The 18,275-nt window shown below is 69.9% G+C and carries 18 protein-coding genes; 12 read left to right on the top strand and 6 right to left on the bottom strand.

The window, feature by feature from the left end; translation table 11 throughout:
• The first annotated feature begins 2 nt into the window (after positions 1 to 2).
• A complete protein-coding gene (locus GDIA_RS05670; protein WP_012553614.1) occupies positions 3 to 830 on the top strand; it encodes a TerB family tellurite resistance protein in 828 nt (275 codons plus the stop codon).
• 21 nt (positions 831 to 851) lie between these two features.
• Here GDIA_RS05670 and GDIA_RS05665 read toward each other — a convergent pair whose 3' ends face one another.
• On the bottom strand, positions 852 to 1,958 hold the full coding sequence (locus tag GDIA_RS05665; protein WP_012553613.1) for an Mrp/NBP35 family ATP-binding protein: 1,107 nt from the start codon (positions 1,956 to 1,958) through the stop codon (positions 852 to 854).
• A gap of 267 nt (positions 1,959 to 2,225) precedes the next feature.
• On the opposite strand from GDIA_RS05665, the gene GDIA_RS05660 reads away from it, so the two are divergent.
• The 5 genes from GDIA_RS05660 (at position 2,226) to GDIA_RS05640 (ending at position 8,410) form a co-directional block, all read left to right on the top strand.
• Positions 2,226 to 3,431 carry an OpgC family protein gene (locus GDIA_RS05660; protein WP_012553612.1) on the top strand — a complete coding sequence of 402 codons (1,206 nt, stop codon included), beginning with the start codon at positions 2,226 to 2,228 and terminating at the stop codon, positions 3,429 to 3,431.
• Positions 3,431 to 4,096, top strand: coding sequence for an SGNH/GDSL hydrolase family protein (locus GDIA_RS05655; RefSeq protein ID WP_012553611.1), 666 nt, complete (start codon positions 3,431 to 3,433; stop codon positions 4,094 to 4,096). Before GDIA_RS05660 ends, GDIA_RS05655 begins: the two co-directional genes overlap by 1 nt.
• A 114-nt stretch (positions 4,097 to 4,210) precedes the next feature.
• Positions 4,211 to 5,818 carry a DegQ family serine endoprotease gene (locus GDIA_RS05650; RefSeq protein WP_012223674.1) on the top strand — a complete coding sequence of 536 codons (1,608 nt, stop codon included), beginning with the start codon at positions 4,211 to 4,213 and terminating at the stop codon, positions 5,816 to 5,818.
• 1 nt (position 5,819) lies between these two features.
• On the top strand, positions 5,820 to 6,950 hold the full coding sequence (locus GDIA_RS05645) for an FUSC family protein (RefSeq protein ID WP_012223677.1): 1,131 nt from the start codon (positions 5,820 to 5,822) through the stop codon (positions 6,948 to 6,950).
• Positions 6,947 to 8,410, top strand: coding sequence for a mannitol dehydrogenase family protein (locus GDIA_RS05640; RefSeq protein WP_043458740.1), 1,464 nt, complete (start codon positions 6,947 to 6,949; stop codon positions 8,408 to 8,410). Before GDIA_RS05645 ends, GDIA_RS05640 begins: the two co-directional genes overlap by 4 nt.
• A 65-nt stretch (positions 8,411 to 8,475) precedes the next feature.
• Here GDIA_RS05640 and GDIA_RS05635 read toward each other — a convergent pair whose 3' ends face one another.
• Positions 8,476 to 8,949: a GNAT family N-acetyltransferase gene (locus GDIA_RS05635; protein WP_244455111.1), complete on the bottom strand. Its 474-nt coding sequence runs from the start codon at positions 8,947 to 8,949 to the stop codon at positions 8,476 to 8,478.
• A 117-nt stretch (positions 8,950 to 9,066) separates the two neighbouring features.
• Between GDIA_RS05635 and GDIA_RS05630 the strand changes: the two genes are divergently transcribed.
• The 3 genes from GDIA_RS05630 (at position 9,067) to mdoH (ending at position 13,342) form a co-directional block, all read left to right on the top strand.
• Positions 9,067 to 9,444: a winged helix-turn-helix domain-containing protein gene (locus GDIA_RS05630; RefSeq protein ID WP_012553608.1), complete on the top strand. Its 378-nt coding sequence runs from the start codon at positions 9,067 to 9,069 to the stop codon at positions 9,442 to 9,444.
• A 185-nt stretch (positions 9,445 to 9,629) separates the two neighbouring features.
• A complete protein-coding gene (locus GDIA_RS05625) occupies positions 9,630 to 11,189 on the top strand; it encodes an OpgD/OpgG family glucan biosynthesis protein (RefSeq protein ID WP_012553607.1) in 1,560 nt (519 codons plus the stop codon).
• Complete coding sequence (gene mdoH, locus GDIA_RS05620) at positions 11,177 to 13,342, top strand: glucans biosynthesis glucosyltransferase MdoH (protein WP_012553606.1); 2,166 nt, start codon at positions 11,177 to 11,179, stop codon at positions 13,340 to 13,342. The genes GDIA_RS05625 and mdoH overlap by 13 nt, the downstream gene beginning before the upstream one ends.
• Positions 13,343 to 13,401: 59 nt before the next feature.
• Here the strand turns inward: mdoH and GDIA_RS05615 are convergent, their stop codons facing one another.
• Positions 13,402 to 13,815, bottom strand: coding sequence for a hypothetical protein (locus tag GDIA_RS05615; RefSeq protein WP_049762871.1), 414 nt, complete (start codon positions 13,813 to 13,815; stop codon positions 13,402 to 13,404).
• Positions 13,816 to 14,041: 226 nt separating this feature from the next.
• Between GDIA_RS05615 and GDIA_RS05610 the strand changes: the two genes are divergently transcribed.
• Positions 14,042 to 14,671: a PadR family transcriptional regulator gene (locus tag GDIA_RS05610; protein ID WP_012553604.1), complete on the top strand. Its 630-nt coding sequence runs from the start codon at positions 14,042 to 14,044 to the stop codon at positions 14,669 to 14,671.
• A 28-nt stretch (positions 14,672 to 14,699) separates the two neighbouring features.
• On the top strand, positions 14,700 to 15,515 hold the full coding sequence (locus tag GDIA_RS05605) for a siderophore-interacting protein (protein ID WP_012553603.1): 816 nt from the start codon (positions 14,700 to 14,702) through the stop codon (positions 15,513 to 15,515).
• On the opposite strand, the gene GDIA_RS05600 is transcribed toward GDIA_RS05605, so the two are convergent.
• Positions 15,512 to 15,958: an Ivy family c-type lysozyme inhibitor gene (locus GDIA_RS05600; protein WP_012553602.1), complete on the bottom strand. Its 447-nt coding sequence runs from the start codon at positions 15,956 to 15,958 to the stop codon at positions 15,512 to 15,514. The two genes, GDIA_RS05605 and GDIA_RS05600, sit on opposite strands and share 4 nt — an antisense overlap.
• A gap of 186 nt (positions 15,959 to 16,144) precedes the next feature.
• Between GDIA_RS05600 and GDIA_RS05595 the strand changes: the two genes are divergently transcribed.
• Positions 16,145 to 16,423 carry a hypothetical protein gene (locus GDIA_RS05595; protein WP_012553601.1) on the top strand — a complete coding sequence of 93 codons (279 nt, stop codon included), beginning with the start codon at positions 16,145 to 16,147 and terminating at the stop codon, positions 16,421 to 16,423.
• 30 nt (positions 16,424 to 16,453) lie between these two features.
• Here GDIA_RS05595 and GDIA_RS05590 read toward each other — a convergent pair whose 3' ends face one another.
• Positions 16,454 to 16,921, bottom strand: coding sequence for a YbaK/EbsC family protein (locus GDIA_RS05590; protein WP_012223701.1), 468 nt, complete (start codon positions 16,919 to 16,921; stop codon positions 16,454 to 16,456).
• Positions 16,922 to 17,033: 112 nt separating this feature from the next.
• On the bottom strand, positions 17,034 to 18,242 hold the full coding sequence (locus GDIA_RS05585) for a cation:proton antiporter (protein ID WP_012223703.1): 1,209 nt from the start codon (positions 18,240 to 18,242) through the stop codon (positions 17,034 to 17,036).
• Positions 18,243 to 18,275: the final 33 nt, after the last annotated feature.

The following is an 18,275-nucleotide window of genomic DNA, read 5'->3' as shown; positions in this document are numbered from 1 at the left end:
GAATGGCGATCTGGGGCAAACTGTTCGGGGGCGTGGCGGGGTTCGCGGTGGGCGGGCCCCTGGGGGCCGTCGTGGGTGCGGCCCTGGGGCATGCGGCCGATAACGGGTCGATCCTGGAAACGCCGGTCGGCGGCTGGACGGACCGCTGGGGCCCGCGCATGAACGCCGATCCGAACGGGGCCGCGACCTTCGTGGCTGCCAAGCTGGCCGCGGTGATGGGCAAGCGCGACCAGCTGTACGGGTTGGTGATGGTGGTGCTGTCCGCCAAGGTCGCCAAATGCGACGGACCGGTGAATCGCGCCGAGATCGACGCCTTCAAGCGCCGTTTCCAGGTCCCGCAGGAAAACGCGAAGGATGTCGGCCGCCTGTTCGACCAGGCGCGGCAGCGGGTGGACGATTTCGAATCCTTCGCGGGCGAGCTGGGGCGCGCCTTCCACGACCGCCCCGACATGCTGGAGGAAGGCCTGGCCGCCCTGTTCCTCATCGCCCGCGCGGACCTGCCGGCGGGCGAGACGCTGCACCCGAAGGAGGTGAAGTTCCTGCGCCGGGTGCATCAGGCCTTCGGGCTCAGCCCGGGGGCATGGGACCGTGCCGAATCCGGCGGCGCGCGCCCCGGCGTGAACGAGGTCGATGCCTATGCCGTCCTCGGCCTGGCGCGCAGCGCCTCCGATGTCGAGGTCCGCGCGGCCTGGCGCGAACTGGTGCGCGAACATCACCCCGATGCGATGGCCGCGCGCGGCGCCAGCGCGGCGGCGCTGGCAGCGGCGGCCGAACGGATCGCGCGGATCAACGCCGCCTGGGACCGGATCAAGCGCGACCGCAAGTTGTAGGGGTGCCGGGCAGCGGCCCGCTTATGTCCTTCGCCGTATTGTGGCCGCGATCGTGCCCGCCAATGCACGATAGGCCTGGCCAGCCGGGCTGTCGGGCGCGCCGATGACGATGGGGGCGCCGGAATCGGCGCTGGCGCGGATATCGGCCAGCAGCGGGATTTCGCCCAGGAAGGGCACGCCCATGGCGGCGGCTTCGGCCCGGGCACCGCCATGGCCGAACAGGTCGGTCCGGTGGCCGCAATTCGGGCAGCAGAAGTACGACATGTTTTCCACCATGCCCAGCACGGGCACGTTCATCTTCTCGAACATCGTGATACCGCGCCTGGCGTCCAGCAGGGCGATGTCCTGTGGCGTGGACACCACGATCGCCCCCGCCAGCGCGATCTTCTGCGCCAGCGTCAGTTGCGCGTCCCCCGTGCCCGGCGGCATGTCCACCACCAGCACGTCCAGCACGCCCCAGTCGACGTCGCCCAGCAACTGGCCCAGCGCGCCCATGACCATCGGCCCGCGCCAGATCATCGCCTGCCGCTCATCCACCAGCAGCCCGATGGACATCGCGCGGATGCCCCAGGCGTCCAGCGGCGTCATCCGTCCCTCATGCACCACGGGGGGCTGGTGCAGGCCCATCATGCGCGGCAGGGACGGACCGTGGACGTCGGCGTCCAGCAGCCCGACCCGCAGGCCCTCCATCCCCAGCCCGACCGCCAGGTTGACGGCGGTGGTCGATTTGCCCACCCCCCCCTTGCCGGACGCCACGGCGATGACCGTCTTGACGCCGGGCAGCAGCTTGCCTTGCGCGGCCTGTCCAGGTGCCCCCCCCAGGTTGAGCGGCCGGTGCCCGCCGCCGGCGGCGCCCGGGGAAGGGGCGGCGGCCGGCGCGGCGCGGTGCGCGGTCAGGATCACGCTGGCGGCGGTGACGCCCGGCAGGGTGCGCAGGGCACGCTCGGCCTGCGGCAGCAGCGGCTCGATGCGCCCGGCGCCCGCGCGGTCGGTCGCCAGGGCAACGTGCAGCGTGCCGTCGCGCAGCGTCGTCGCGTCCAGCGCCGCATGGTCCAGGATCGCCGTTCCGGCCGTGTCGCGCACCTGGCGCAGCATGGTTTCGATTTCTGCGCGCGTGGGGTCCGTCATGGGGGTCTATCCTTCCTCGCGGCCATGGCCACCGGGGGTATCGTGATGACGGGACATAGGCGAAAAATTCCCCATCGCAAATCAGGCTGGGGCAAATCAGGTTGGGGCGGGTAACGGCGTGTACGCCCATGTAAGGAATCGCAACGAGGGCTGGAGTCGGGACCCGTTCTACTCCATCTGTGGGCATATGCCTTGCGGGGGACCGTCCGGGATCATCCCGGAACGGCATGCCACGCGAACGATCGACTTCAGGGGGGCCGGCCGATCATGACCTCATCCGCGTCCCGCCCGCAGGGGGCTGCCCGGCCGCATGCCCGTTCATCCTGGGGGCGGCGCGACCATCGCATCGACGCGCTGCGCGGCGTGGCCCTGCTGATGATGTTCGTCGATCACATTCCGCAGAACGTCCTGAACCGCTTCACGTTGCGCAATGTCGGCTTCGCCGACGCCGCGGAAATCTTCGTGCTGCTGGCGGGCTATGCCTCGTGGCTGGCCTATGGGCGCAATTTCGCCCGTGTGGGCCTGCGCGCCGGGCTGGGCCGGGTGATGCGGCGCTGCGCGCGGCTGTATGTCTTCCAGGCCATCATGGTGGTGGTGACGACGGCCACCATCCGCTACTGGCGGGGGTTCTGGCCGGTGCCGGTGGATTTCCTGGAACCCGAACTGGCGCATGGGCTCAGTTCGTTCTGGCGGGTCATGTTCCTCGACGCGCTGCCCAGCAACCTCAACATCCTGCCGCTCTACATCGTGCTGCTGGGCTGCTTTCCGCTGATCTACCTGCTGATGCGGGCCAGCCTGCTGCTGACCCTGGCGGTCAGCGGCGGATTGTGGCTGCTGACCAACCTGGACCCGGCGATCAATTTCCCCAACTGGCTGGACCCCGACGGCTGGTATTTCGACCCGCTGGCCTGGCAGTTCCTGTTCACGCTGGGGGCCTGCGCGTCGGTCCTGGCGGCGCGGCATGACGGCAGCTTGCCGCGCCTGGGCTGGCTGCGCGTCGCATGCGGGGCCTATCTGGCGGTGTCGGCGCTGGAGGCCTTTCCGTGGTCGCAATGGGGGCTGCCGGACCTGCGGCCCTTCGTCGTCGCGGCCCCGGACAAGAGCGTGCTGGCGCCCCTGCGCCTGCTGGACGTGATGGCGATCTTCTATCTGGTGCAGTCCTCGCACGCGACGCGGCACATGGCCGAGGGCCGGATCGGGCGCGTGATGGCGCTGTTCGGTCGCCATTCGCTGGAAGTCTTCGCCACCGGCACGGTCATCGACCTGTACGCGCGGCTGGTCTTCACCACGTTCGGCGCGGGATGGTGGCTGCAGATCGCGGTGAATGTGATCGGATTCACGATCCTGTGGGCGCTGGCGACGGTTCTCGACCGCCAGCGCATCAGGCAGAAGGAACGGATGGCGGGCGCCTCGGCGGCGAAAGACCACGATGCGCCGTCATCTTCCGTTCCAGGCCTGAAGAGAGCGCATTGATGACCGATACCCCTCCTTCGCCGATCCTGCCCCGCCTGACCGACCGGCTGCGGCGCGGGCAGGGCGTCCGCGTCACCCTGTTCGGGTCCTCGACCACCGAGGGGATCGGGGCCAGCAGCCCGGAACACGGTTTCGCCCCGGTGTTCGAACGCGCGCTGGCGCCGTTCGTCCCCGGTGGGCTGACCGTGATCAATCGCGGCATCGGCGGCAACGGCGCCCAGGAAATGCACGATCGCCTGCCGGCGGTGCTGGCCGACGGGGCGGACCTGGTGATGTGGCAGACCGGCAGCAACGATCCGTGGCAGGGCGTGAAGCTGGACGACTATGCCGCCATGACGCGGCGCGACCTGCTGGCCACACGCGCCACGGGTGCCGACCTGGCGCTGATCGATCCGCAATATTGCCGGATGCTGGAGGAATGCGCGGCCTTTCCGCCCTTCGTCCCGGCCGTCCACGCCATCGGCGCGGAACTGAACATCCCGGTCTTCGGCCGCTACGCCCGCATGAAGTCCTGGTGTGCCGAACTGGGCCTGTCGCGCGAGGACTTGTCGCCCGACGGGCTGCATATGGGCGACATGGGCTATCGTCTGCTCGGGCAGGCCGTGGCGGCGTGGCTGGTGGAACTGACGGGCGCGCCGGCGGGGGCGTTCGTGCACGGCGGCTGACGGCCCTGTCCACGGTCCGGGCATATTTATCACACTGATCGCTTCAAGCCGGGGCGATCCGTGTCTAGGATGCAGCCTCCGCGACGTCCTCGTTTTCTGGAAGCTGCCTGCCCGATGCCCCTGACCGTTCCGGTTTTCTTCCGTCCCTGTGCCGCCGTCGGGCTGGCGGCGGCCCTGTCCCTGATCGCGGGGGGGGGCCTCCGGGCCGAACCGGCGGTGGTGCCGCATCCGGTCGCCCCAGCCGCGCCCGCCGCCCCTGCGGTCCCGCCCGTTACCGTGCCGCCGGTCCACCTGCCCGCGCCGGGGCGCGGCGCGCCCGACAGCTTCGCGGACCTCGCGGCGCGGCTGCTGCCCGCCGTGGTCAACGTCTCGACCACCGAGACGGTCAAGCCCGGGGACCAGGACGGCGATTCCGACGGTGATGGTGGGGGCGAGGATACGCCCCAGGTCCCCAATTTCCCCGAGGGATCGCCGTTCGAGAAATTCTTCCACGATTTCATGAACCGGCAGACCGGGCCCGAGGCCGCGCCGCGCAAGATGCAGGCGCTGGGGTCGGGCTTCATCATCGACCCGTCGGGGATCGTCGTCACCAACAACCACGTCGTCCGCCACGCGGACCAGATCACGGTGACGCTGCAGGACAATACGGTGCTCAAGGCGCATTTGCTGGGCCATGACGACCGGACCGACCTCGCGGTGCTGAAGGTCGATGCGCCCCATCCGCTGCCCGCCGTGCCCTTCGGCGACAGCGACCATGCGCGTGTGGGCGACTGGGTGCTGGCGATCGGCAATCCGTTCGGCCTGTCGGGCACGGTGACGGCCGGCATCATCTCGTCCCGCGGCCGCAATATCGAACAGGGTCCGTACGACGATTTCATCCAGACCGACGCCCCGATCAACAAGGGCAATTCCGGCGGTCCGCTGTTCGACATGCAGGGGCAGGTGATCGGCATCAACACTGCGATCTATTCGCCCTCCGGCGGGTCGATCGGCATCGGCTTCTCCATTCCCTCGGCCGAGGCGCGGGGCATCATCGACCAGCTCCGCCGCACCGGCAAGGTGTCGCGTGGCTGGATCGGCGTGCGGATCCAGGACGTGACCCAGGACATCGCCGACGGGCTGGGCCTTAAGGTCGCGCGCGGCGCCCTGATCGCGGGGATCGAGCCCAAGGGCCCGGCGGCGGCGGCGAAGCTGCAGACCGGCGACGTGATCCAGACCCTGGACGGCAAGGAGATCGACGGCCGCGCCCTGCCGCGCCTGATGGCCGACGAATCCCCCGGCCGGGTGGTCAGCCTGGGGGTGTGGCGCCATGGTCATGTCCTGACTGTTCCCGTCACGGTCGGCGCCCTGCCCGAGGAAGCGGCCGAGGCCCCGGCGCCCAAGCCCGCCGCCACGGCCCAGGGCAACGTTCAGTTGCAGGGCATGGGCTTCACCGTGGGGGCGATCGACGACGTCGCCCGGCAGAAATACAGCCTGGCCGAGGGGCAGAAGGGCGTGGTCGTCACCGCGGTGGCCGCCGACGGCCCGGCCGCCGATCGCGGCCTGCGCCCCGGCGACGTGATCACCGAGGTCCAGCAGTCCGAGGTCGCGTCCCCCGCCGACCTGCGCCGCCTGGTCGAGGCGGCGCGCGCGCAGCATCGGCGTTCGGTCCTGTTCCTGGTGCAGAACGGCGACGGGCTGCGCTGGGTGCCGCTCCCGCTGGTCGGAGGGGACGGGAAATAGCGTGACGGCGCGGGACCCCGGGACAACCGGACCGGCCGGAACCGGCGTCGCCGCCGGCCGCTGGGCCGCGATCCGGCGGGCGCTGGAACCGCGTGGCGCCGAAATCCGCCAGGCGGTGCGCCTGCTGGTCTCGGTCCTGCTGTCCGACGTCCTGGCCCGGGCGGTGCATCTGGACGAACCGGTCTGGTCGGTCATCACGTCGGTGATCGTGACGCAGAGCCGGATTACCCAGACCCTGACCACGGGGCGCGACCAGATCATGGGCACGCTGCTGGGCGCGGGGGCCGGGATCTGCGCGATCGTGCTGCTGCAGATGACGCCGCTGCCCGGCTGGCTGATCTTCTGGCTGGCCCTGACGCCGCTGGCGATCCTGGCGGCGGCGCGGCCCAACATGCGGTTCGCGGCGGTGACGCTGATGATCGTCCTGCTGTTTCCCTCGCAGGGCGATCCGTTCCTGCGACCGCTGGACCGCGTCGCCTCGATCCTGATCGGGGTGGTCACCTCGCTGGCCGTCGCGTTCCTCGTGCTGCATGACGAGGCACGGCGCGACGTGCTACGCTCGGCGGGTCAGTTGGTCGCGGATATCGCGGACCTGCTGGACCACGCGCTGCGCGGCGCGCTGGATCATGACGCGATCGAGGCCGCCGACGAGGCCTGTCGCACGCATATCCAGGAGATCTACGGCGCGGTGGCCGAGGCCCAGGTCGAGGGGCTGGGTTTCCTGCGCGGCCGGCAGGACCCGCTGCTGGACGCGTTGCCGGCGCTGCTGCGGCGGCTGCGCGGCAGCGCGGTCTTTGCCGCCCGTGCCGCGACCGAGGGCGGCGAAACCCTGGCCACCGGCAGCGTTCTGGATGCGGAGCGGCAGGCGCTGGCCCGTGTCCTGGCGCAATTGTCCCGCCGCTGCGCGCGCGAGGCCAGGGGCCGCCGCCGTCATGGCCACCCGGATAACGGCGACGCGGAGGCGGTACTGGCCGTGCTGCGTGAACCGGGCCCGGACTGGAGCCCGGTGATGCAGTTCACCCTGGGGCTGCTGCATGCCGACCTTCAGCGCGCCGTCCGCGCGCTGTGGTCCGGCAATGTCGCACCCCACCCTGTTGAGATAACGACCGAGAAGGAGAATGAGGCGACATGATGAACCGGACAATTCTGGAGACTCTGCCGGCCGGCGTTTCCGCACCGGGTTATGACCCGTCCGCGATCGGCACGGGGATCGTGCATTTCGGCGTCGGCAATTTCTTCCGCGCGCATGAGGCATTCTATGTCGATCGCTGCCTGGCCCTGCCGGGGCAGCAGGATTGGGGCATTGCCGGCGTGGGCCTGACGGGGGGCGCCCGGTCGCAGGAGAAGGCCGAGACCTTCACCGCGCAGGACTGCCTCTATTCCCTGACCGAGGCGGCACCGGACGGCACGCGCACGGTGCGGGTGATCGGCGCGCTGCGGTCCTACCTGCTGGCGCCCGCCGACCCGCAGGCGGTGCTGGACCTGCTGGCCGACCCCGCCACCCGCATCGTGACCATGACGATCACCGAGGGCGGGTACAATATCGACGAGACGACCGGCGCCTTCCGCCTGGACACGCCGGCCGTGCGGTCGGACCTGTCGGGCGAGGCCCCGCCCACCACCATCTTCGGCTTCGTCGTCGAGGCCCTCGCCCGCCGCAGGGCAGCTGGCGCAGGCCCGTTCACCGTGATGTCGTGCGACAACCTGCGCCATAACGGTGACGTCGCCCGCACCGCCTTCCTGGGCTATGCGCAGGCCCGCGACCCCGACCTGGCGGCCTGGATCGCGGAAAACGTTACCTTCCCCAACGCCATGGTCGATCGCATCACGCCCACCGTCGATGCCGCCATCGCGGCCAGGCTGAACGCGGCCAGCGGCCTGGACGACGCGCTGCCGCTGGTGGCCGAGGATTTCACCCAGTGGGTGGTCGAGGATAAATTCTGCGCCGGCCGGCCCGCGCTGGAGAAGGCGGGCGTGCAGTTCGTCGACGACGTGACGGGATACGAGCAGGTGAAAGTGCGGATGCTGAACGCGTCGCACGCCCTGCTGGCGTTCTCCGGCCTGCTGCTGGGTTATCGGCTGATCGACGAAACCCTGCGCGACCCGGACCTGGAGCGTTTCGTGAACGCGTATCTGGAGCAGGACGTGATTCCGCGCCTCAGCACCCCGCCGGGCCTGGATGCGCAGGAATACCGGCGCAGCGTGCTCAGCCGTTTCTCCAACCCGGCGATGGCCGACCAGTTGCTGCGCATCGGCGGCGACGGGTCGTCCAAGATCCAGGTCTTCTGGACCGAGACGGTGCGGCGCGTGCTGGCCGATGGCGGGGACCTGTCCAGGATCGCCTTCGGCATTGCCGCCTATCTGGAAATGCTGCGCGGGGTGGACGAAAACGGGGCATCCTACACGCCCTTCGAACCGACCCTGGACGCGGCGCAGATCGCGCTGGCCAGCGCGGACGACCTGACGGCGGCGCTGGCCCTGCCGTCCTTCGACGGCTGGCGCGACGTCCAGACCCCGGCGCTGACCGATGCCATCGTGGCCGCGCGGCGGGCGATTCGCGACCAGGGCGTACGGGCAGCGCTGCCCCGCTAGGAAGGTCTCTTGATCGGGGTGCAGGGCATCATGCCCTGCCGGGTCCGGGCAGGGCCCGGCCTGTGTCACACTCCACGCGCCATCAACTGCGCGCGAGGATCGTAACTGCGCAGGACGGTCGCGGCGTCCGGCTGGTCCAACGGGGTGAAGCCCGCCCGCCGCCAGTAGGCGGCGGCCTGGCCGGTCGCGATCAATGCGATGCGCCCCAACCCCGCCTGCGCCGCCCGCGTGCCGATCAGCGCTAGCGCGGCGGCGGCGGCCCCCTGGCCCCGGGCCGGGGGCAGCAGGGCGATATCGTGCAGGTACCAGCAATCGGGCACCGCCGGCAGCGCGCCCAGCGCCGAATCCAGCGCCGGCGGACCATCCACCCGCCAGGGATGGCTCAGCACATACCCCACAAGCCCCTCCGCCCCCGGCAGGACCAGGCAGCCAGCCGGGCAGAGCGCCAGCCGCTCGGCGAACACCGCTTCACCTTCCGGGTAGTCGGGATGGATGCGCGCGGCGAGGTCCATGACCGCGGGCAGGTCGTCCGCGCACATGGCGCGCCATAGGGATCGTGGATCGGAGTCGGCGGGGAACTCGGGCGGCATAAACGCTCTCGACAGGCGGGCAGGGTGTCCAGCATAGCATGCAGCACATCAGGGGACGGGAATGCGATGGCGGATGTGCGTCTGACGGTGCGGATCGATGCGCGGGACCAGCCGATGCTGGGCCACGGCAAGATCCGCCTGCTGGAAACGATCGGCGAGACCGGATCGATTTCGGCCGCCGCGCGGGCCATGGGCATGTCCTATCGCCGGGCGTGGCTGCTGGTCGAGGCGCTGAACGGCGCTTTCGCCGCACCGGTGGTCGAGGCCCGCCCGGGCGGCGGCGGCGGGGCCGCGCTCTCGGCGGCGGGTGCCGAAGTCCTGCGCCTGTATCGCGATATCGAACGCCTGGCGCAGGCGGCCGCCGCCCCGGCGCTGGAGGCGCTGGAGGCACGGCTGGCTCCGCCCCAGGGTAAGCACCAACGCGATCCCCTGGACGGGACGTAAACCGGCCAAGTCCCGGACAACGCCGTAAAAAAGCCACAACTATCCGCCAGTCTGGCAATCTTGGGCGGATTGTTCGCCCGCGCCGGACGGCCTACGATCAGGACAGGACGGCACAACCTGCGGGCGAAGACGCCGGCGGGAAACCATACGAACGGGCCGCATGGCGCGGCGTCCGGGGAGCAAGGATGTTAAGACGCGATCTCGTGAAAGCCGGTGCCGGCATGTCCCTGCTGTCGCTCCTGGGGGGGACCGCCCTGGGGGGCGTCGGCCGTGCCCGCGCGGCGGATGCACCGGCCGGTTCGGCACCTTCGCCCACCGGGGCCTTCGAAGCCGGGACGGTGCGGCAGATCGCGGAACATTTGTCCCGCCATCCCTATCGCGCGCCGGACCAGAGCCTGCCGGCCGCGATCGACGCCCTGAATTTCGACCAGTACCGGGCGATCGCCTATCGACCCGAACAGGCATTGTGGCATGGCCAGAATCTGGCCTTCGACGTGGAATTCTTTCCGCGCGGCTTCCTCTACCGCCCCCGGATCGAGATCTACGAGGTCGCGGACGGCAAGGCGGCGCCGGTACCCTACAATCCCGACCTGTTCAGCTATGGCGACCCGAAATTGCGGGTGACGGACGATCTGGGCTTCGCGGGGCTGCGGCTGCGCTATGCCATCAACACGCCCGGAGTGATGGAGGAATGCTGCGTCTTCCTGGGCGCGTCCTATTTCCGCGCGGTGGCCAAGGGGCAGAATTACGGCCTGTCGGCCCGTGGCTTCGCGGACGGGACGGGCAATCCGAAGGGCGAGGAATTCGCGCTGTTCCGGGCGTTCTGGCTGGAAAAGCCGCAGCCGGGCATCGATTCGGTGGTGGTGCATGCACTGCTGGATAGTCCCTCGGTCGCGGGCGCCTTCAGTTTCACCATCCGGCCCGGGGACATGACCGTCTTCGACGTGCAGTCCTATCTGTATCCCCGTGGCGCGATCGCCGAGCCGGGCATCGCGCCGCTGACGGGCATGTTCTATTTCGACGCCAACGATCGCAACCATGTCGATGACTGGCGCCCCGCCGCCCATGACAGCGAGGCCCTGTCGATCTGGACCGGCGGCGGGCAGCAATTGTGGCGGCCGCTGCGCAACCCGCAGGACCTGCAATTCTCGGCCTTCGCCGACGACTCGGTGCGTGGGTTCGGCCTGATGCAGCGCAAGCGCGCCTTCGCCGATTTCGAGGACCTGGCCCTGAATTACGAGAAGCGCCCGTCCCTGTGGATCGAGCCGATCGGCGACTGGGGCGCGGGTGCGGTCGATCTGGTGGAAATCCCGACGCCGAACGAGGTCAACGACAATATCGTGTCGTTCTGGCGGCCGAAGGGCGGGCTGGCCGGGGGGCGGGAATATGCCTTCACCTATCGCATGTACTGGGGATGGGACACGCCGTGGCCGACCCGGCTGGCCCGCGTGGCCGCCACCCGCGTCGGCGCGGTGACGGACGACCGGAATGCGCGCTTCTTCGAAATCGATTTCAGCGGCGCGCCGTTCGCCAACCTGCCGCCGGATGCGAAGTTCCATCTGGTGCCCAGCAGTTCGGTGGGCACCATCCGCAACGTGGTGGTGGAACCGAATCCGAACATCCATGGCTGGCGCACGACCTTCGAATTCGCGCCCGGCGATGCGAAGATCGCGGAACTGACCTGCGCGCTGGCCGATGATTCCGGACCGGTTTCGGAACAATGGACCTATCGATGGACACCCTAGACCCAGGCGCGCGGCAGAAGCGGGCGGGACAGGCGGACGCGTCCGGCGCGTTCCGCGCCCTGCCGGACGAATCCCCGATGCGGATGGACGTGCAGTCCCTGTCGGCATGGCCCGATACCCATGGCCGTCCGCGTACGCCGGTCACCGAACCGCCGATGATCGCCCTGCGGCGGCTGGCCGTGATCGGCTCGGCGTGCCTGCTGACGGGTTATGGCGCGTATGAAATGAACCGCGTGTTGAACTCGATGGGCCTGTCGGTGCTGGGCGCGGTGCTGCTGGTGCTGTTCGTCCTGCTGTTCCAGTGGATCGCCCTGGCCTTCACGTCGGCGGTGGGCGGGTTCATCTCGCTGCTGCGGCATGGCGGGCTGGGGCTGGGGATCGCGCGGGACGGGCCGTTGCCGGCACTGTCCACGCGCACCGCCCTGTTGCTGCCGACCTATAACGAAAGCCCGGGCCGGGTGATGGCCGGGCTGCGCGCGATGTATGACAGCCTGGCCGCCACGGGCCGGCTGGACGATTTCGATTTCTTCATCCTGTCCGACACCACCAACCCCGACATCTGGGTCGAGGAGGAAGCCGCCTTCCTGGCGCTGCGCGCCGCGACGGGCGGGCAGGGGCGGATCTTCTATCGCCGCCGCCCGGTCAATACCGAGCGCAAGGCCGGCAACATCGCCGAATGGGTGCGCCGCTTCGGCGGGGCCTATCCGCAGATGGTCACGCTGGATGCCGACAGCCTGATGGCGGGCGAGACGGTGGTGCGCATCGTCGCCGCGATGGAGCGCCATCCCGGCGTGGCCCTGATCCAGACCCTGCCGGAAATCGTCAACGGCACCACGCTGTTCGCGCGCATGCAGCAGTTCGCGGGGCGGGTCTACGGCCCGTTGATCGCGCATGGCATCGCCTGGTGGCATGGGGCGGAGGGCAATTACTGGGGGCACAACGCCGTCATCCGCACCCGTGCCTTCGCCGAGCAGGCGGGCCTGCCGCATCTGCCGGGACGCAAGCCGTTCGGGGGCCATATCCTCAGCCACGATTTCGTCGAGGCCGCGCTGATGCGGCGTGGCGGCTGGGCGATCCACATGGTGCCGGGCCTGGCGGGGTCGTACGAGGAAAGTCCCCCGTCGCTGACCGACATCGCCATTCGCGACCGGCGCTGGTGCCAGGGCAACCTGCAGCACGCCAAGGTGGTGCCCACGCGCGGCCTGCACTGGATCAGCCGGCTGCACATGATGATGGGAATCGGCTCCTACATCACGTCGCCGATGTGGCTGGTGTTCCTGCTGGCGGGCATCCTGATTTCGCTGCAGACCCGGTTCGAGAAGCCGGAATATTTCGGCGATACCAAGTCGCTCTATCCCAACTGGCCGCATGTCGATCCCGAACAGGCGAAATACGTGTTCATCGGCACGATGGCGATCCTGCTGGCGCCCAAGCTGATGGCCTATGTCGCCCTGCTGTTCGACCGCGCCGCCTGCCGGGGCTGCGGCGGGGCGCTGCGGGCGGCGCTGTCGGTGCTGGTGGAAACGCTGGTCGGCGGACTGGTCGCGCCGGTGGCGATGCTGATCCAGACCTCGGGCGTGATCTCGATCCTGCTGGGGCAGGATTCGGGCTGGAACGCGCAACGGCGCGATGACGGGGGCGTGCCGTTCGGCGACATCGTGCGCGCCTACTGGCGGTACATGCTGTTCGGCCTGGTCCTGGGCGGCAGCGCGTGGAGCGTCTCGATCCCGCTGTTCCTGTGGATGACCCCGGTGCTGCTGGGGCTGGTCTTCGCCATTCCGCTGGCGGCCGTCACCGGTAGCCGGGGCGCGGGCCAGGCCTTGCGGCGGGCCGGCCTGCTGCTGATCCCCGAGGAAACGGCGCCGCCGGATATCCTGCTGCGCGCCGCCGCCGCCCGTGCCGCCCTGCCGCCGCCGCGCGCGGCCGACGCCATCGCGCTGCTTCTGGACGATCCCGCGCTGATGGCGGCGCACCGCGCGATGCTGCCCCCGCCGCGCCGGGCGGGCGACCCCATCAATGCCGACCTGCTGGTGGGCCTGCTGAAACTGGAGGAAAGCCCGGACCGGACTGTCGCGGTCGCCGCGCTGAACCGTGCGGAGAAAGCGGCGGTTCTGGCCACCGCCGATGGGCTGGACCGCCTGACCGTCCTCTAGGTTTCTGTCTTCAGAGCATCTTTACCTGACCAGGTGATCCCGCCTCGTCACGGTCTGCCCTAATCCTGGTCGGCCTTCGGGTCGGCCTCGCTCTGGTCCAGTGCCGCGCAGGCCTTGGCCAGCTTGGGGTCGGCCCCGGCCTTGTCGCATATCGACGTCGTATCGGCGCGGCAGGACTGGACCGCCGTTTCAAGATCGGTTTCCAGCACGTCGCGCGCGACGTCCAGGTCCGGGTCCTTCGAGCGGTCTTCTTCGGCCGAGATCGTATCCTGCGTCTTGTGCACTTCCGCCAGCGCGTCCAGGCAGTCCCGGCTGACCCCGTTGGGATTGGATTGCAGGACGGCGACCTGTCGCTGGACCTGGGCGGCGGGTCCGTGGGCCGGGGCATCCTGCGCCATCGCGGACGCGGCGACCGAGACAAGGCCGCATGACAGAAACAGGGCGGGCAGGCGGCCGGCAAGGATGGTCGTCACGGTAAGCGTCTCTCCGGGCATTTCACTGGCGCGAAGGCCCGGGGTCCGATTCGGGCAGGTCGACGACGATCCCGGACAATCCCCGGGGTGCGCCGGGCCGGTCGGGCGGCGGCGCCGCGGGATCGGCCGGACTATGGCAGGAAGTGCCGGGGGGCGAAAGGGCATGGCGGCCCAGCGCCGCAAAATAGGTCTTGCATCATGTCTTACGATATACATATCGTAAGACATGTTTAGAGATCATCATCCCACTCACCGTCTTCATCATATCCTCCATGCCATCGGTCGCCGCCACGGGCGCCACGGGTTCGGCCGTGGCTTCGGCGGCGGCTTCGGCCGGGGGTTCGGGGGCGGCGACTTCCCGGCCGGCCGCAAGTTCAGTTCGGAGGAACTCCAACTGGTCCTGCTCAGCCTGCTCGCGGACCGTCCGGCGCACGGATACGAACTGATCCGCCTGCTGGAAGAAAAATCGGGCGGGTTCTACGCGCCCAGCCCCGGCATGGTCTATCCGGCCCTGACCTACCTGGAGGAAATCGGCCATGCGACCGTCACGCCGGAGGGCAATCGCAAGCTCTACACCCTGACCGACGAGGGCCGCGCCTACCTGGAGGCCAATCGGGGCCACGCGGACGCCATCCTCGACATGCTGGCCCGCATCGGCGGCCGGATGGCCGAAGTCCGTGATGCCTTCGCGGGTGTCGATGCCCCCGATCCGCAGGCGGCGGACGACCTGCACCGGGCGCGTCACGCCATCAAGCAGGCGCTGATGCGCAAGCGCGGCTGCGCGCCGGACGAAGCACGCCGCATCGCGCGTATCCTCGACCGTGCGGCGGCCGAGATCCTCGGCAGCTCGGACTGACCGTCCCGCCCTTTTCCGGAGTACCGCGATGAACGCATTATCTTCTCCGGCGCCGCGCGCCCGTCCGCCGGTGCGGCTGCGCATGATGCAGGTCGTCCGCGTGGAAGATCTGTCGCCGCGCATGCGGCGCGTCGTCTTCACCGGTCCCGACCTGGCGGACTTCAGGACCGCCGCCGCCGACGATCACGTCAAGCTGTTCTTTCCCGCGCCGGGGCAGGATCGGCCCGTCCTGCCGGCCATCGGCCCCGATGGACGGCCTGTTCGCGATCCCGCGGTCCCCGTCATCGCCCGGGACTATACGCCCCGGCGGTTCGATCCCGCGTGCGGCGAACTGAGCATCGAGTTCGTGCTGCACGGTGATGGCCCCGCCACAAGCTGGGCCGCGCAGGCCGCGCCCGGACAATGGCTGGGGGTCGGCGGCCCGCGCGGTTCGTTCGTGATATCCGGCGATCATGCCGGTTATCTCCTGATCGGGGACGAAACCGCGCTGCCGGCGATCGCGCGGCGCCTGGAAGAACTGCCCGCCGGCACCACGGTGACGGCGCTGATCGAAGTCGAGGACGCAGCCGAGGAACGCCGCCTGTCGAGCGCCGCCGACGCGCGGGTCCTGTGGCTGCCCCGCGCCGGCGCACCGGCCGGGCGATCCCCGGTGCTGCTTGACGCTCTGCGCCGCCTCGCCCTGGACACGCGGACCCTGCATGTGTGGATCGGAGCGGAAATCGAGACCGTCCGGGCGCTGCGGACCTACCTGATCGAAGAAGAAGCGATACCGCGCGACCGGATCCGTGCCGCCGGATACTGGCGCCTGGGCACGTCCAACGGCGGCGAACGTATTCGGGATTAGCGGCTTTCGGGGTTGCCGGCGGCATAGGCCCGCAGCAGCAGGGCCTGCATCTTTTCATCCGGCGCGCCCAGCCAGCTTTGCAGGAAGGGGTGGCTTTCGTCGGTGCGGGTGTGCAGCAGGCCCCATGCGGCGCGGCCTCCGGGGGCGAAGACGATGTCGAGCTGGTTGTTGCCGCAATCATGCGGCTGGCACAGATGGCCCACGATGTAGGTCTGGCCGTCCATCGTGACCTGGCTGCTGGGGGCCGAGGTCGCACGGCCGCGCCGGATCCAGTCCGGGAAGCGCTGCATGGCGACATAGGCCTGGCGATACGGGGCTTCCAGCAGCAGGTCGGCGGTCTGGGGCTGGCCGGCGGCATGGGCGCGCGCCATCGTCAGGCAGGCCAGGGCGGCGATCAGGACGCAGGCCGGGAGACGGCGGATGGATCCGGGGACGAAGGGCATCACGTGGGGAAGGTTCCTTGCGGCATGGAGGCCGGTCCGCTGGCGCGGCCGGCTGCGTCGGAACGTCGCGGGTATCGCACAGTTCCGGGAGAAGTGTCGTGGTCCCGGACCATGGCCCCGCGCCATGGTCTGGCGGCGGCGGTCTGCTATAAGGGGCCATCCCCAGGTCAGGAATGATTGCCCTCCATGCTGCTTCGCTCGCTCCCCCCGCCCGGCACGCCCCGGCTGCCGAACCCGAGGAAGCTCAAGATCGGGGTGCTGGTCGTGCTGGCGCTGACCTACGCCGGCCTGTTCGTCGTGCTGTCCCGCCATCCCAAGCCGCCGCCCGGGCCGCATTATACCGCCATTCCGGTGGCGGTGGTGAAGACGGCACCCCCGGCCCCGCCAGCCCCGCCGCCGCCCGCGCCGCACCTGGCCGACCCGGTGCCGGTGACGATCCCGCCGCCGCGACTGGCGATTCACTGACGTCACCGACGCTACTGGCGGCCCGGCGCGTCATTCCGGTCTCTGGCAGATGTCCACCCACGTGGCGCCGGTCAGGGTGGCCAGGCGATCGGGCGGCAGGCGCACCGAACTGTTGATCGCCCCGGCGGCCGGGATCACGTCGTCGAACGCGCGCAGCGAGATGTCGCAATAGACCGGCAGCGGCGATTTCAGCCCGAAAGGGCAGACCCCGCCCACCGGGTGGCCGGTCAGGTCCTCGACTTCGGCGCGGTCCAGCATGCGCGGCTTGTGGCCGAAGACGGCCTTGGTCTTGCGGTTGTCCAGCCGTGCGGTGCCTGCCGCGACCACCAGCACCACCTGCTCGCCCAGCCGAAGCGAAATCGTCTTGGCGATCTGGTCGGGTATGGTGCCGTGCGCTGTGGCGGCCTCGGCGACCGTGGCGGTGGACCCGGCCAGTTCGATGACGTCCAGGTCGGGCGCGTGCTCGGCCAGGAATGCCCGGACGGAAGCGAGGCTCATCGGGCGGGGGCGGGATGAAGGGACATGGGGCGCTGGATTCCTCCGACGGGGTCAGACGTATCATGGCCCAGGCCCCGGCCCGGCGTCGAGACGCCGGCGTCGGGGGGGATGGTCATTCCCGCGACGTGCCGCCGTTGAACAGGCGGAACATCGGCCCGGTCAGCACGGTGGAGATCACCGCCAGCAGCATCAGCGAGGCATAGGCGAAGTTCGAGACCATGCCGCGCTGGTGCAGGATGGTCGCCGCGACGATTTCCATCAGGCCCTTGCATTGCAGCAGCGCGCCCGCCGCCAGCGCGCGGCGTCCGCGCAGGCCGGGCGCGGGTGGATAGGCCAGCACCGCGCCCAGCTTGCTGGCGATCGAGACCACGACCAGCAGCAGTGAGGCCAGGACCGACGGGAAGGTCAGGGCACGGCCGTCGATATGCATGCCGCTATGCCCGAAGAACAGCGGGGCCAGCCAGATCAGCGCCAGGGTGCCCGCCTGTTCGACCGGCAGGCGGCGGACCCAGCGCGGCGGCATCAGCGCGCCGGCGGCATAGGCACCGATCAGTTCGTGCAGGCCAAGCTGCATGCTGGCCCACGATCCCGCCGCCAGCCAGAGCGGCAGCACGGCCCAGATCAGCCACAGGGGCGGATTCCGCACCCGGCGCGTGGTCCAGCCGCTGATGGCCACCATCACGCCCAGGATCAGGGCCGCCAGGAACTGCGTCCGATGCCACCCATGCAGGGCGCCCGCCCCGTCGGCCGCGAACTGCAGCACGGCCAGGCCCGTCCACAGCGCCATGTCGTCGACCACCGCCAGGCGCAGGGCCAACTGCCCCACCGCGCGTTCCGCCGGGGCCAGTTCGCGCACGATGCCGATCAGCACCGGCAGCGCGCTGACGGCGATGCACAGCCCGATGGCCATGGCCCCGATCCAGCCATGGCCGTCGGGCGGCTGCCAGTCCGGCAGCGGCATCAGCACCGTATGCACCAGCAGCGTGCCGATCCCGAACGGCAGGGCCAGCGCGACCAGCGCGCTGGTCAGCAGCCGCCGCAGCGATGTCGCGGGGACGGGGGCGACGGACGGGTCTTCCCCGGGGTGCTGCCACATTTCCAGCCCGGCGGTGAAGGCCAGGATCAGCACGGCGACCCAGCCGACCATGTCGCCGGTGGCCGAGGGAACGCCCAGCCGCCCGACCGGCCATCGCGTCACCGCCAGAAGGATACCCACCACGATCGGCAGGACGGCGATGGGAATCCGCCGTCCCAGCAGGCGCCATGTCAGCCATGGCACCGCCACGAACAATGCGAAATCCGCAATCACGCCCAATACCATGCGTTACCCTTCTGTTTCGATGCCGTTCGCTTC

The sequence above is a fragment of the Gluconacetobacter diazotrophicus PA1 5 genome, assembly GCF_000021325.1.
Taxonomy (GTDB): Bacteria; Pseudomonadota; Alphaproteobacteria; order Acetobacterales; family Acetobacteraceae; genus Gluconacetobacter; species Gluconacetobacter diazotrophicus.
This window is presented reverse-complemented; position numbering and strand designations above follow the sequence as displayed.

What these genes read in the sequence shown, in the direction of transcription:
- GDIA_RS05670 (WP_012553614.1), top strand. Translation starts at nt 3, where the DNA reads ATGGCGATCTGGGGCAAACTGTTCGGGGGCGTGGCGGGGTTCGCGGTG.
- GDIA_RS05635 (WP_244455111.1), bottom strand. Translation starts at nt 8,949, where the DNA reads ATGTGCGCGGACGACCTGCCCGCGGTCATGGACCTCGCCGCGCGCATC.
- GDIA_RS05595 (WP_012553601.1), top strand. Translation starts at nt 16,145, where the DNA reads ATGCTGCTTCGCTCGCTCCCCCCGCCCGGCACGCCCCGGCTGCCGAAC.
- GDIA_RS05605 (WP_012553603.1), top strand. Translation starts at nt 14,700, where the DNA reads ATGAACGCATTATCTTCTCCGGCGCCGCGCGCCCGTCCGCCGGTGCGG.
- GDIA_RS05590 (WP_012223701.1), bottom strand. Translation starts at nt 16,921, where the DNA reads ATGAGCCTCGCTTCCGTCCGGGCATTCCTGGCCGAGCACGCGCCCGAC.
- mdoH (WP_012553606.1), top strand. Translation starts at nt 11,177, where the DNA reads ATGGACACCCTAGACCCAGGCGCGCGGCAGAAGCGGGCGGGACAGGCG.
- GDIA_RS05640 (WP_043458740.1), top strand. Translation starts at nt 6,947, where the DNA reads ATGATGAACCGGACAATTCTGGAGACTCTGCCGGCCGGCGTTTCCGCA.
- GDIA_RS05650 (WP_012223674.1), top strand. Translation starts at nt 4,211, where the DNA reads ATGCCCCTGACCGTTCCGGTTTTCTTCCGTCCCTGTGCCGCCGTCGGG.
- GDIA_RS05655 (WP_012553611.1), top strand. Translation starts at nt 3,431, where the DNA reads ATGACCGATACCCCTCCTTCGCCGATCCTGCCCCGCCTGACCGACCGG.
- GDIA_RS05625 (WP_012553607.1), top strand. Translation starts at nt 9,630, where the DNA reads ATGTTAAGACGCGATCTCGTGAAAGCCGGTGCCGGCATGTCCCTGCTG.
- GDIA_RS05600 (WP_012553602.1), bottom strand. Translation starts at nt 15,958, where the DNA reads ATGCCCTTCGTCCCCGGATCCATCCGCCGTCTCCCGGCCTGCGTCCTG.
- GDIA_RS05665 (WP_012553613.1), bottom strand. Translation starts at nt 1,958, where the DNA reads ATGACGGACCCCACGCGCGCAGAAATCGAAACCATGCTGCGCCAGGTG.
- GDIA_RS05660 (WP_012553612.1), top strand. Translation starts at nt 2,226, where the DNA reads ATGACCTCATCCGCGTCCCGCCCGCAGGGGGCTGCCCGGCCGCATGCC.
- GDIA_RS05585 (WP_012223703.1), bottom strand. Translation starts at nt 18,242, where the DNA reads ATGGTATTGGGCGTGATTGCGGATTTCGCATTGTTCGTGGCGGTGCCA.
- GDIA_RS05610 (WP_012553604.1), top strand. Translation starts at nt 14,042, where the DNA reads ATGTTTAGAGATCATCATCCCACTCACCGTCTTCATCATATCCTCCAT.
- GDIA_RS05630 (WP_012553608.1), top strand. Translation starts at nt 9,067, where the DNA reads ATGGCGGATGTGCGTCTGACGGTGCGGATCGATGCGCGGGACCAGCCG.